Consider the following 12,775-nt stretch of genomic DNA (forward strand, 5'->3'; position numbering starts at 1 on the left):
TCAGCTCCGCCTTGTCAGGACTGAGAGGAAAAAACCATCCGTTCCATGGCGATGCGGATAAAGCTGCATGTCGCCGGCGCGCGTGCGTTGATCTTTCGGAAGGCCGAGATCGACGCGCTGGAAGTTCGGGTGCGCGGCCAGGAAGTCATCGACTCGTCCACCGTTTTCATCATGCAACAAACTGCACGTAACGTACGCGAGGCGTCCGCCGACTTTGACGAACGGGCTCCATTGGGCGAGCAGTTTCGACTGCAATTGCACGCGCTGCTGCAACACATCGTGAAGCGTGCGCCACTTGAGTTCCGGACTGCGACGAAGCGTTCCCATTCCCGAACATGGAACATCCAACAGCACAAGATCCGCCAGTTCATCCTGCGCAGGCGCGTCAGATGAAGGTTCATTTTCGATCAACTCTACGATGCTGACGCCCGCATCTGCGGCGCGCTGAAGAAGATTCGAGCGACGCCCTTCGGAGGGTTCGTAGGCGCGAATGCGTCCCTGGTTTTGCATCAACGCAGCGAAATGCAATGTCTTGCCGCCGGCACCGGCACACGCGTCGATGACGGTCGAGCCGGCCTGCGGCGCGATGAGTTCGCCGACACGCTGCGAGCCTTCATCCTGGAATTCGTACCAACCATCCTTCGTTCCGGGCAATGCACCGCGCGCGAGGCGCGAATCGAAGACGAATGCATTCTGCGCCAGTTCGCCCCGACGGGCCGTGAGTTCCACCTCGGCCAAAGCGGCTTCGAATGCGTCCATGTCGGTCTTCAGCGTATTGATGCGGATCGTTGTTGGAGCATTCTCGTTCAATGCCGCGGCGGCGGCATCGTACTCGCGCGTCGGAAGTCCGAAGCCAAGCAGAGCCCACAACCACTCCGGGATCGAGTGCTTGCGCGCCAGATCGATCGGCTTCGATTCGCGACCGAACTTGCCGAACAACTCGCCGATGCGATCGATCGTTCCGTCGATCCACTCTGTCGGAAGGTTCGGCTTCTCGAGCGGCCAGGCGTCGATCAGACGCGGCTTCTCTTCACGCAACGCACCGGGCTCGACTTCATGCGCCGCCAGCGTCGTGCGAACGCGATCGATCCAGTTGTCGGCAGTGCGACGACGACGTTTCGGATCCTGCTTCGGATTCGCCCAGACCAAGTGATTCGGAGACACCGTGATCGGGAAGCCGACCGTCCGGGAGACTTCCTTTTCGAAATGTCGCGCGATGTGCTCCAGGCCGGCATAGATGGCTTCGTCGATTCGGCGAAGGTGCCGAATGGCGTGATAGAAGACATCGCCGACGAATCTCCGCTCCTTGGAACCCAGGAATTTCTTCTGGGCGAAGAATTGCGACAGGGCCCGGTCTGCAGGCAGGCCAGACGTCCGGAAGTTGCCGAGAAGCTCGGCCGTCATGTCGATCAGAGCGGAACGTTGCACGGGAATACTCTACGGTCTTGGAATGAAACGCCGGGGCCCATCTTCGGGCCCCGGCGGAAAGACACTTCATGGGAAGGGGGGGACGCAATCAATCTGTTCCCCTGCTCTTCAACGCGAGATGACGTCGTGAATCTCCTTCAATGCGTCTTCGAGGCGCTTGACGAAGGCATCATCATCAATGGTCCCGTGAACGGCCAGGTAATCCGGGATAATGCGCTGGCCGCGGTTCGTGTCGGTCTTGCGGCAATTCCGGGCCAGCTTCACAGCGTGTTCATAGATTGGGAAGGACGCCTTCAGTGCATCTCCCCACGTCTTGCCAGCGGCGAAATTGTCGATCTTGCGCCAAATGCTGTGAGGCAGAGCGTCCAGTTCATCGCTGCAGAAAACATCGTCCTTGTCGCCGATCAGTTGTTGCCACTTGTTGAAGACATTCAACGCGATGATCAGCTTCACCGCAAACTCATAGGCGAAAATGCCCTGCTGACGACTCGATTCACGCAAGAAGTTCTTCCCAAGACCAGGGATCTGCTTCTCTGTGTAGAAGGTCTCGCCCGTGGAAAGAACGCCCTCGGGCTCATCACCTGGATTGCGCAGACGTTCCAGCGCCTCGACGATTGCCGGCAACATATCCGGGCGCAGGGCGCGGGTTTCCAGCTTCACCCAGCGCGCCCGATCGCGGTCGCGGAATTTCGACATGTTGCGCAACAACCCGTACATGCTGTTGTTCAACACCCAACCAGGCATGATCTCGTTGAAGGCCGGAGAAAGCTGCGGCGAATTCAATGTTGGCGTGTTGATCAGCGAGAAGGGATACTGCACGCGCTGCGGCAGTGTCGTCACACCACTGGCGATCAACGAATACGGCGCCTCGGTGTAATTCGCCGGGAACTTGATCGACGCGCCCAGGCCGTAGAACACGCCCTCGCCCGCCCAATGCTCCTGGTCCGGCGCCTTGCCGCTATGGTTCGAGCCGACATTGGCGCCATAGCTGACGTTGCCTCGGCCGCCCGGCCAGAAAGTGGCGATCAGCAGCGATTGGTGATGGAAGGCGACGAAAGGCCCGACGAAGGAGCTCCGGCACTCGCCGCCGGAAACGCCGCTGTTCGGGCCGATGATGGAGCTCGAAACGCGCGCGGATTCCTTCGCCCAACTGAACTCCGCAAAGTGACAATTCACGCAATGCGCGCCGCTTTCGATCGTGACGCCATCCTGTGTGGTGACTTGCTTCAGAATCACACCGGTGCCGATATTCGTGGGCGCCTCGTGAGAGGACGTGATAATGCAGTCTTCGATTCCGCCGGCATCCAGAAGGAACGCGTACGGCCCGATGGCGCTTCGCAGGACGTGTTTGACCCCGAACAGGCGCGCGTGACGAGAGATCAGAACCGTGTTGCGACTGCGACGCTTGCGATACTTCGCGCAGATGTCGCGGTACTTCTTCTGCACGTCCTTGTCGCCCATCCGGACGGCCAGCCACTCCAGCGCGTCGGTTGTCATCTCGGGGAACACGGGCAACTGGCGGCCGCCGCTGCCGGGCGCGAAGACAATCTCGCGATCCAATCCCATGCAATTCAAGTCGCCACCCGCGATCAGACCGCAGCCATAAACCAGCGCGCCGCGCAGCACATCAACCCGCGACATCATCGTGACGTTGCGAATCGCGCAGCCGTCGCCAATCAGGACATCCTCGACCGAGCAATCTTCGAGTCCCGGCTCCATGGAGGCCCCGGGCATCAATGGGATGGACGGACCCGACAGATTTCCGATCAGGCAATGGCCGTGAAACGACACATTGCGGATGTTGGACAAATCGCCGGACTTGGAGATCTTGACCTTCGACCAGTCGCGGCAGAAATTGCCCTGCGACTTCAGTTGCGCGATCTGGCCATCATCCAAGGGAGTCGGCCACTCATCGAACAGATCAGGGTATTTCGCGCCGTCCTTGTGACAGGTTTCGGCATCCAGGAAGGATTCTCTTTCGGCGAGTTTCTCAATGACAGCGAGCATGATCGTCTCCGTACACCGAACAGATGGGGCCCAAGTCTCGAACGCTGCGGCGGTCACTCCCCCAACCGAGTCATCCCGCGCGTGTCCGTTCCCGACCCGTAACGCTTTGGGTTATTACTAAGACAAAAGCCTAAGAGGAGCAAGGAAACCCTTGGGGCGGGGGCGGAAAAGTTTGAGGAAAAAGCCCGACAATGGCGATAATGGAGATCACTATCGGAGGAAAAAGAACATCAGTCCGCGTACAATGCCGTCCCAACGCGAACAAGCGTAGCGCCTTCTTCAATGGCAACTTCGAAATCGTTCGTCATTCCCATTGAAAGGTGTGGAAGGCCGAGTCCGGTCGATTCGCGAAGCCTCGCCGCCAGTTCCGCCATCCGACGAAAAACGGGACGGACTTCCTCCGGATCGTCCACAAACGGCCCGATCGTCATCAAGCCCTCCAGCTTGATGTGCGGCATGGATTCGACAGCGCGCACCAATGCCTCTGCATCCTTTGGTTCGACGCCGGCCTTCTGCTCCTCCCCCGCCAGGCTTACCTGGACGAGGCCATGCACGACCTTGTCGGCCTTTTCGTAGGCCTTTTCCAGCGCCTCTGCCACAGAGAGTCGATCGATGGAATGGACCCATTGAACGATTTCGGGAAGGTACTTCGCCTTGTTGGTCTGGAGGCGCCCGATCAGATGCCAGACAATATCGTCAGGAAAACCCGGGATCTTGTCGCGAGCTTCCTGGACGCGCGATTCGCCGAACTGGCGGATGCCGAGATCGTACAGTTCGCGCGTCTGCTCCACCGGACGCGTCTTCGAGACGGCGACGAGAGTCACCTCTGACGGAGAACGGCCTGCCTTGCGGCAAGCCGTTTCGATGCGAGCCTGAACGCCCGCAAGATTGGACTTCATATCAACCATCAGTACGGCGCAGCCCCTTCGGCGGCCTTGCGGCTCCGGCATTCATCGCAGATGCCCTCGGGCAGCGGCATCATGAAGACGGAATGGCATTCGTTGCAGACGTAGCGCTTGTCGTAGACCTTCTTCTTCTTGCCATTCCGGAGGTTGTGGAACTCGCGGAACATAATCGTTGCCGTCTCCTTCAGGTTGTCCTCCCAGACGCGGAAGACGTTCGGCGCGATCAGATAGGGGTGCTTCTCTTCAAAGCGCTTCAGCTGATTGACGGCTGTGTTTACGGAACTGAGGATTTCGGAGAGCTCGTTGATGATCTTCAGATCCTCGCTCTCGATCTTCATCGAGGGAGTCTTGCAAAGCTCCTCGTACCGCTTCATGCCCTCGCGGCGCTTGCGGGTCGCCTCGTCTTCCTCCGGCTCGGGGGCGGATTCCTCCGCGGTTTCCGGCTCCTTCGCCTCTGCCGCGGGAGCCTCCTCGGCCGGCACGGCCTTGTACTCTTCCTTCTTCGGCTCAGCGGGCGGCTTGGGCGCAGCGGAAGCGGCCTCCGGTTTTGCCGGAGCGGTCTTCGCGGCCGGAATCTTCTTATCCCACTCTTCGAGTTCCTTCAGGGCGCTGCCCCAGTCCACGGGGCCCGAGGACTCGATGCGGATCTCGAACTTCTCCGGAGAGCTCTGATCCGGCTCTTCATTGGTCACTTTTTTTTCGTCTGGCACGATCCGGTGCCTCCCAACTGATTTGCTCCCCTCAACCCCTTGAAGAGACGAGCCCAAACCCAAAGCGGAATGTTATTGATGCCCCCGAACACCTGTCGAGCCCAATTCGGCTCCTCACTCCACGCCTCAAGGCAACATCGAATCCCCGCCCGGGATCGGCATGTTCAAGGTGAGTATCACACATGGGGGAGAGAACGTCAACCCAAGGCGAAAGCGGATGATAGCTGTGGGGCGAGGCCAATCATCCACAGATTACAGGATTTCGCAGATTTCTTCTGCCTGGTCTCTCCAATCTGCGTAATCTGCGCAATCTGCGGATAACACACTTCCACTCAGATAAACTCGTGGAACAGCTCCTTGCTCGGGCCGGGGATGACGACGCTGGCGACGAGGATGCCGTCTTCGGCGGCGCGGGAACGGCCGGCGGCGACGGAGGCTTCAACGGCCGCAACATCGCCGGTGACCACGAAGAAGCCCTTACCACCGATCGCCATCGCGAGGTGCACGCGGAAAAGCTTCACATCGGCGGCCTTGGCCGCGGCGTCCGCGCAGTCGATGATCGACGTCGCGGAGAACGTCTCGACGAGCCCGAGAGCCTTCGCTTCGTGGGGCTCGACAACGACAGAGCAACCGATCGCCGGGAAAATGTCCTGGTGAATTCGCGGAATGTGGCGCGACTCGATGAGGCCCTCGCGAGCCTCCGCGGCGCCGGCCTCAGTCGAGGCTGCCGTGTCCGCCACGTTGCCGCCGACAACGACGAGGTACTTGCCGCTGCAGATCGTTCGCGCAAGGATCAATTGCACATCCGCGGCCTTCAGCATGGCGTCCTGGACGACGTATCCCAGCGCGATGCTGGAGCATTCCACGAGTCCGATCGAGTTCATTTCCATGGGTCAGGGGATCCTTCCCTAGCGTTCGATGACGATGGCGTCTTGGGTGATTTCGGCCACGCGGCCGGCGGCGCTGGCGTGGATCGGCACGCCGAGGTCCTTCTCGCCGACGTTGGCGATGATGTCGCCTTCCTTGACCGACGCGCCGGCCTTCACGATCGGAACGGCAGGTGCGCCAATGTGCTGGCTCAGCATAATGGTCAGGCGCGGCGATTCAGGCATGTCCGGAAGAAGCGGACCGACATTTTCAAACTGGTTCAGATTCAGGCGAGACATCAGGCGTTTGACCGGCACGTGGCGCCCGTCGAAGACCGGATGCACAGGGCGCGGCATGCCGTTCCATTTCCAGCCATTGGCCTTCACCTCGGCCTTGCCACCGACGCAGGCATCGCGCGGATCGAGGCTTTCCGGACACGCCATCAGCGTACACAGGTTGCACTCGCAGCAGTAGGTCGTGCCGATGACCTGCGCCTGGCGGTCGTGCACGAAACCCAGCGAACGCATCGCCTTGTGCGGCTCGATCGGATGCCCAAGCAAATACCGCGGGCAGAATTCCGTACAGAACGAGCACTGGTCGCAGGCCGACCTTCCGATGCGATCGCGCGCCTGCTTCGGCCGATCGTAAACGTTCAGCAGATCGTGATCCGAAGGCAGGACGATCAACGCGCCGGTTGTGCGCGTCACCGGCTCGTCCAGCGATTTGACGCGCTTGCCCATCATGCAGCCGCCGCTCAGAACGCCGAAGTCGTCGACCTTTGCCCCGCCGGCCATCGCGATGCAGTCGCGGAACGGTGTGCCCAGGGGCGCAGCGATCGTGACCGGATGATGCACGGCGCCGACAACGCTCAGGTACTTGCGCGTCACGGGCTTCGCGCGCGCCAGGTTGATCACCGTCTCGACATTCTGGACGGCGCAGTCGACATCCTTCGGTAATCCGCCCGGCGGAATGACTTTGCCGGTCGCTTCATAGACGAGGATGAACTCGTCGCCGGTCGGGTAATAGTCCTTCAGCGGATGAATCCGGATGTTGTCGGAGAGCAGCTTCTCGAGAATCTCGATGACCTGCGTGTACTTCGCCTTGATGCCGATGATGCCTTCCTTGGCGCCGATCTGGCGCATGATCATCCGCGCGCCTTCCATCATCTCGTCGGCGAACGCCCGCATCATCTCCTTATCCTTATGGAGGAGCGGTTCGCATTCGGCGGCGTTGATGATGAATGTCGAGACCGAGCCGCCGAGCTTGACGTACATGGGAAATCCGGCACCGCCGGCGCCGACAATCCCCCACTGGCGAGCGTTTTTGATCAGATCGGATGACATCGAACGGCAAACCTCCGGGCTGGAAAGACGCCTTGCACAAGTCCACGATGGTGGACGGCCGGCAGACGGGAAGACAAGAACAAAGTGGGCGGGCGTCGTAGCGTGCCGAGGCCCATGTGATTACTTCGGATCCTTGGCCTCGGATTCGAGCACGGCTCGGATGTGCCAGTTGATGTGCCCCATGCATCCAACGTCGACCAGGGCAACTGCGCCGACCGCGATCAGCACTCTCAAGCTGCCTGTCCCCTGGGCAATCCCGCCGGCGAGCAGCAACCAATACGCGGTGACCGCCCCCGCGAGGATGAGGATTGCGACGAGGAACTACACGGTCCCACCTGCCCGATCGAGCCGGAGTCGAAAAGAGCTGAAGGCCAGCGCTACCAGCAATCCGGCGTGCCAGCAGACGAGAGAGAAGATCGCCGATGCTCCCAGATCCGGCAGGAACTGAAGGATCAAAGCGACTGGCAACAGACACACCAAGATCAGGCAAACGTTCAAGCCGTCCAGCAAATCCGGCCGATGAAAGGATACATGCTTCATGGAAGGTCCTCTTCGCTGAGGATGGGACACGGAGATTCAGGTGGCAAAGCGCTTAGCCAGTAGGTCGTTGGGCTTCCTTCAACGCCGCCCTCTTGAACTCCGCCGGAGGATCGTAGTGATGAATCGCAACGTAGTGCAGGATCAGGTTCGGGCACACGTATATCGTTCGATGCTTGCCCTTCACCACGATCTCGCAGGAGCCGAGGTGAAGGTCGCCTCCAGGGAGCGGGTTATTGACTGGGTATTCACTGCAGAATGGGCATTGGTGCCATCCACGGGTCCTATGCACCGGCGAACGGGCCAGCACCGCCAGCGCGCGGACCAACTCTCCATCTGGGATTGCTTGAGGGATAGAGTGCGCGTGATCCAGCCAGCCAACATTCCGCAGTTTGCGACCAAAGTAGCGCATCCGAATAAAAAGGGAATAGGAGTACCTGCTGAGGTCGGCGTAGTACATGAGTCCTATGAGTAAACTGACAGGATTGACAAGATGAACAAGATTGAGGGCGCGTTGCGGCCCTCCCGATCTTCATCCGTTCATAGGTGAGTGGCTGGGCATGGGCAATGGGATTCCGCGTACTAACCCCTTGCCGCTCTGGGGGGTGATGGCGGACAGGTCTTGCTGGCTCTGCGACACCGTCGATTGGAGCCGATCTTGCCAGGAAACTGGTCGTGAATCAGGCAAAGCTCCCCAGATTGCTCGTTCTCTCGTTCGCCGCGTTGATCGTGGTGGGGGCGATTGCGTTGATGTTGCCGTTTGGAATGGCGAGCGAGGCCGGCGCCCTGAAACCGGTGGAAGCGCTGTTCACGGCAACGTCGGCTGTCTGCGTAACAGGGCTGATCGTCCGGGATACGGCAACCGAGTTTACGTTCATCGGGCAACTGATCATCCTGGTCCTGATCCAGCTCGGGGGCCTGGGGATCCTGACGCTGTCGAACTTCTTCCTGCTCAGCCGCCGCTCGCGAATTGGTCTGGGAGCACGCGAGATGATCGCCGAAACGCACGGCGGCCTGGCGCATATCGAGCCCCAGCACCTGCTGCGCCGCATCGTGGTTTACACGTTCGCCAGCGAAGCCGTCGGCGCGCTGATCCTGACGATCCGGTTCGCCTTCGACTATCCGTTCGGCCAGGCACTGTGGCTGGGCATTTTCCACTCCGTTTCGGCATTCTGTAACGCGGGTTTCAGTCTGTTCTCCAACAGCCTGGAAGGATACCGCGACGACTTCGTCGTGAACGTAGCGGTGATGGCGCTGATCGTCCTGGGCGGCCTGGGGTTCATCGTGTTTGCGGACCTATCGTACTGGGTCCGACAGCGCCGGAAGCGACGCGTCAAGCTGTCGCTGCACACACGGGCGGTCCTGCGCGCGACGACGATCCTGGTGGTTGGCGGCTGGGGGATCCTGGCGATTCTGGAGATGCGCAACCCGGGGTCGGGCAACTCGATCTGGGAGTGGTTCCAGAGCTCGCTGTTCCTGTCCGTAACTGCGCGAACGGCCGGATTCAACACGGTGGCAATGTCGGACCTGGCGAATCCGACCCTGTTGGTGCTGATGATCCTGATGATTATCGGAGCCTCGCCGGGATCCACCGGCGGCGGTCTGAAGACGACGACGGCAGCGATTCTGACCTCGATCATCAGTTCCCGGTCGCGGAATCGGCCGAAGGTGGAGATCCTGGATCGTAGCATCCCCGCGGAATTGGTGGCCAAGGCGCTCGCCGTGACCGCCGGCTATATAGCGGCCATTGTCGTGGCGACGATTCTGCTGCAGAGTGCCGAGTACGGCCTGCGCCCGCACGCCGAAGTGCGCGGCCAGTTCCTGGAGCATCTCTTCGAGGTCGTGTCGGCTATGGGCACGGTGGGATTGTCACTGGGCGTGACGGCGAAATTGTCGAGCCTGGGCAAGCTGATCATCATCGCGTGCATGTTCATCGGCCGCCTGGGGCCGCTGATGATTGCGATCTCGCTGGTGGGTCGTCGCAAGCGGCTGAACTACACAATGCCGGAAGAAAACCTGATGGTAGGATAGGCGAATGAAACGGACATTTACAATCGTTGGCATGGGAACATTCGGAGGCCAAACGGCCAAGGCGCTGTACGAGGCCGGGGCGAAGGTGCTCGCAATCGACGTGGACGAGCGCGAAGTCGAGCGAGTCGCCGAGTTCGTCACGAAGGCCTACTGCGCCAATGTGCTGGATGAGGACTCGATCAAAGCCGCCGGTGCCTTCGATGCGGACGCCGCCATCATTGCGGTTCGCCGCCGCTTCGACGTGACGGTGCTGGCTACACACCTGTTCAAAAGTCATGGATTCAAGGAGATCATCGCCGTCGTGGACTCTACCCAGGAATCGAGCGCCATCGAGTCCATCGGTGCCACCCACGTGGTCTTCCCCGAACGCGACATGGCCCAGCGGCTGGCCCGCAACCTGACGATGCCGGACCTGGCAGAGCAGATTCCGCTCGGCCCGGATGTCGGCATCATCGAGGTGCATTGCCCCGCGTCTTTCGAGGGCAACTCATTGATTGAGCTGAACTTACGAAAAAAATTCGGCGTTAACGTGATTGCTATCAAGCGCAGCACGGGGACCTTCGCTGAACGCATCTCAATCGAAGTCGCCCCGAATCCGATGGAAGCGCTGCGATCAGGGGACGTGCTGGTGCTGCTGGGTAAGTCGGAACATCTCAGTGAGTTCGTCGACGAGTTCGGACAGAAACCGATGAATCCGGAGACCATTCAGCCGCGGGAAGAGGAGAAGAACGGAGCTCCGGAGGCAGAGAAGTAGGCTTTCTGGCCAATCAGGCGTTCTTTTCGTTGACCACTTGCAACGGCTAGGGACTAGCATCCCACGCTTTCCCGGCTGCCGGGTATCCGGCGGCCGCTGCTTTGTCATATTCCTTGGGCGCTGAGGGGCGCCTTTTCTGGAGACCTTTGCCGTTATGATGCAGAAACTCCGCAGCCGGTATGTCATGAAGAAGATTCTGTGGGCGATTCTGATCCTCACGATTCCTTCCTTCGTGCTATTCTATGGATTCTCGGGCTCGGGCAGATCCGGCAATCAGCCCCAACTGGGCAATACGTTCGTCGAGATCCAGACGAATCATGGGAAACAGGAGATCACGCGCGAGGACATGAAGAGCGCGCGGGACTCTCTGTCCTACTACTATTCGATGTTCCTGGGCCAGAATGCCACCAACGCCCAACGGACTCAGATCAGCAGTGCCTTAACCAACAAAGAGATCGCCGACTACGCGGTGAGCGCGGCTGCGATGCAGCAGCTCGGCGAGGAGTGGGGAATCGCGGTTTCGATGGAGCAGGTCAGCCGGTATCTGTCGAATATGGGACTGACCGATCAGACACTCCCGCTCTACTTGCAGCAACGGCGCATCTCGAAGAAGCAGTTGATCGCGCAAAGCCTGTTCGATCTGCAGAACTCCCGGACGCAACAGTTGGTGGGTTCCGTCGCGCGCGTTTCCCTGCTTGAGCTTTGGCAGGAGTACCTGCTGCAGAACGAAGAGCTGAAGGCCGAATACGCCGTCTTGAAGACGTCCGATCTGCTGGACTCTATCGAGGTGACCGACGCCGAGGTGGCCGAGTACTACAACGATCACCTGGACAACTACATCGAGCCTGAGAAGCGCATCTACCGCTACATCAAGCGCGAGCCCGCACCGCTCGATTTCATGATGGATATCCCGGAGTCCGAAAGCAAAGTCATCTACGATACGATGGATCCCGAGAGGCAGCCGCAGTATGCCACCGGCGAGCGTCGGCAGGTCCGCAACATCATGTTGACCGTGGATGAGGGTGAGAATGCCGACGATGTGAAGGGCGAGTTGGAACAGATTCGCGAGCGCATCGCCAACGGCGAGAGCTTCGAAGAACTGGCCAATGAGTTCAGCGACGATCCGGCAAACATCCGCTTTGACGAGGGAACGACGGCAACGATGCGCGGCGGTCTGCTGGCGACACGGGTTCGGACCAATCAGCCGGAAACCTGGGCAGCCATCTACGGACAGGCCTGGGTTGATGCCGTCACCACAACGCCCGCAGGCGAGTTGACCGACGTGGTTGAAGGACCCGACCAGGAGTCCTTCCTGTTGGCGGAGGTTGAAGACGTGGCGGAGTCCACAAAGATTCCATTCGAGGAAGCACGTCCTCGGATCGAACGTCAGTTGCGCCAGAGCAAGATCCGCGAGCAGCAGGAAGCTCGTTCAAAGGAAGCCGACGAAATCGAGCTGGAAATGCGTGAACTGGTCGCGACGCGCACGACGCTGGAAGGCGTTGCTCGCGAACTGAATATGGACGTTCAGGAGACCAGCCCAACGATCTCCACCAGCACCTCGATTCGCGGTGTAGGCAGCTTCCGTCAGAATGAGATGGCGCTGAGCCGTCTGGACCTCGGCGAGATGAGCCCTGCTCTGCGCTCTGACATGGATGCTGTTGTGGTCATGGAAATCGCTAAGATCCTCCCGGAACGCCAGCAGACTCTGGACGAGGTTCGGGACCAGGTCACGCGCGCCCTGAAGCGGGAAGTTGCGGCGGAGCAGGCGACGGAAATCGCGGAACAAATCCGCGAGCGTGTCGAATCGGGTCAGGACATGGAGAAGGTGGCCGAGCAGCTCGGTGCCGAATACGTTGCAGCAGGCGACGCGTTCACGCGTGCGAATGCTCCGGGCGAACTTCGCGGTGCTTCCGAGTTCGCGAATGAATCGCTGCGCGCAAAGGTCGGCGAGCCACGGGTCGTAAAGAGTGGCTCCGGCGACTTCGTCAACGCCGCGGTCGTCTTTGAACTGACCGAGAAGAACCCGCCGGACAAGAAGGTCTTCCTGCAGGATATGCGTCAGTTGGAATCCGGACTGCGCAGCATGAAGGAGCGCACGTTCGTGGATGAATTCCGCAAGGATGCGCTGAAGACCATGAAGCCGAAGTTCAACGAGGAGATGTTCACGAACGAGCAGATGTAATCGCTCGGCAG

Annotated in this window: 11 protein-coding genes; 4 read left to right on the forward strand and 7 right to left on the reverse strand. The window is 60.0% G+C overall.

The genetic code is table 11. From position 1 onward, the window contains the following. The 7 genes from KQI84_03495 to KQI84_03525 all read right to left on the reverse strand — a co-directional run bounded on the left by KQI84_03495 (position 1) and on the right by KQI84_03525 (position 7,800). Positions 1-1,428 (reverse strand): RsmB/NOP family class I SAM-dependent RNA methyltransferase, encoded by a 1,428-nt coding sequence (locus KQI84_03495; GenBank protein ID MCB2153922.1) that lies wholly within the window; start codon positions 1,426-1,428, stop codon positions 1-3. Between the two features lie 108 nt (positions 1,429-1,536). Next, positions 1,537-3,435, reverse strand: coding sequence for a DUF4954 family protein (locus KQI84_03500; protein ID MCB2153923.1), 1,899 nt, complete (start codon positions 3,433-3,435; stop codon positions 1,537-1,539). Between the two features lie 230 nt (positions 3,436-3,665). Next, positions 3,666-4,334 carry a YggS family pyridoxal phosphate-dependent enzyme gene (locus KQI84_03505; GenBank protein ID MCB2153924.1) on the reverse strand — a complete coding sequence of 223 codons (669 nt, stop codon included), beginning with the start codon at positions 4,332-4,334 and terminating at the stop codon, positions 3,666-3,668. Positions 4,335-4,342: 8 nt separating this feature from the next. Next, a complete protein-coding gene (locus tag KQI84_03510) occupies positions 4,343-5,050 on the reverse strand; it encodes a hypothetical protein (GenBank protein ID MCB2153925.1) in 708 nt (235 codons plus the stop codon). A gap of 332 nt (positions 5,051-5,382) precedes the next feature. Beyond that, positions 5,383-5,940, reverse strand: a complete 558-nt coding sequence (locus KQI84_03515; protein ID MCB2153926.1) for a BMC domain-containing protein — start codon at positions 5,938-5,940, stop codon at positions 5,383-5,385. Positions 5,941-5,958: 18 nt separating this feature from the next. Beyond that, the gene (locus KQI84_03520) at positions 5,959-7,260 is read right to left on the reverse strand and encodes a 4Fe-4S dicluster domain-containing protein (GenBank protein MCB2153927.1); all 1,302 of its coding nucleotides are present in this window, start codon (positions 7,258-7,260) and stop codon (positions 5,959-5,961) included. A 321-nt stretch (positions 7,261-7,581) separates the two neighbouring features. Then, positions 7,582-7,800, reverse strand: a complete 219-nt coding sequence (locus KQI84_03525; GenBank protein ID MCB2153928.1) for a hypothetical protein — start codon at positions 7,798-7,800, stop codon at positions 7,582-7,584. Positions 7,801-7,918: 118 nt separating this feature from the next. Here KQI84_03525 and KQI84_03530 point away from each other — a divergent pair, with 118 nt between their 5' ends. From KQI84_03530 to KQI84_03545, 4 genes are all read left to right on the forward strand, one after another. After that, positions 7,919-8,272 carry a hypothetical protein gene (locus tag KQI84_03530; GenBank protein ID MCB2153929.1) on the forward strand — a complete coding sequence of 118 codons (354 nt, stop codon included), beginning with the start codon at positions 7,919-7,921 and terminating at the stop codon, positions 8,270-8,272. A gap of 200 nt (positions 8,273-8,472) precedes the next feature. Next, a complete protein-coding gene (locus KQI84_03535) occupies positions 8,473-9,828 on the forward strand; it encodes a TrkH family potassium uptake protein (protein ID MCB2153930.1) in 1,356 nt (451 codons plus the stop codon). 4 nt (positions 9,829-9,832) lie between these two features. Further along, entirely contained in the window at positions 9,833-10,582 is a 750-nt protein-coding gene (locus KQI84_03540) for a TrkA family potassium uptake protein (GenBank protein MCB2153931.1), read from the forward strand. 154 nt (positions 10,583-10,736) lie between these two features. Then, the gene (locus KQI84_03545) at positions 10,737-12,764 is read left to right on the forward strand and encodes a peptidyl-prolyl cis-trans isomerase (GenBank protein ID MCB2153932.1); all 2,028 of its coding nucleotides are present in this window, start codon (positions 10,737-10,739) and stop codon (positions 12,762-12,764) included. Positions 12,765-12,775 lie beyond the last annotated feature (11 nt).

Source organism: bacterium (assembly GCA_020444065.1).
GTDB lineage: Bacteria > Sumerlaeota > Sumerlaeia > SLMS01 > JAHLLQ01 > JAHLLQ01.

What these genes read in the sequence shown, in the direction of transcription:
- KQI84_03520 (MCB2153927.1), bottom strand. Translation starts at nt 7,260, where the DNA reads ATGTCATCCGATCTGATCAAAAACGCTCGCCAGTGGGGGATTGTCGGC.
- KQI84_03515 (MCB2153926.1), bottom strand. Translation starts at nt 5,940, where the DNA reads ATGGAAATGAACTCGATCGGACTCGTGGAATGCTCCAGCATCGCGCTG.
- KQI84_03505 (MCB2153924.1), bottom strand. Translation starts at nt 4,334, where the DNA reads ATGAAGTCCAATCTTGCGGGCGTTCAGGCTCGCATCGAAACGGCTTGC.
- KQI84_03530 (MCB2153929.1), top strand. Translation starts at nt 7,919, where the DNA reads ATGAATCGCAACGTAGTGCAGGATCAGGTTCGGGCACACGTATATCGT.
- KQI84_03500 (MCB2153923.1), bottom strand. Translation starts at nt 3,435, where the DNA reads ATGCTCGCTGTCATTGAGAAACTCGCCGAAAGAGAATCCTTCCTGGAT.
- KQI84_03525 (MCB2153928.1), bottom strand. Translation starts at nt 7,800, where the DNA reads ATGAAGCATGTATCCTTTCATCGGCCGGATTTGCTGGACGGCTTGAAC.
- KQI84_03545 (MCB2153932.1), top strand. Translation starts at nt 10,737, where the DNA reads ATGATGCAGAAACTCCGCAGCCGGTATGTCATGAAGAAGATTCTGTGG.
- KQI84_03540 (MCB2153931.1), top strand. Translation starts at nt 9,833, where the DNA reads ATGAAACGGACATTTACAATCGTTGGCATGGGAACATTCGGAGGCCAA.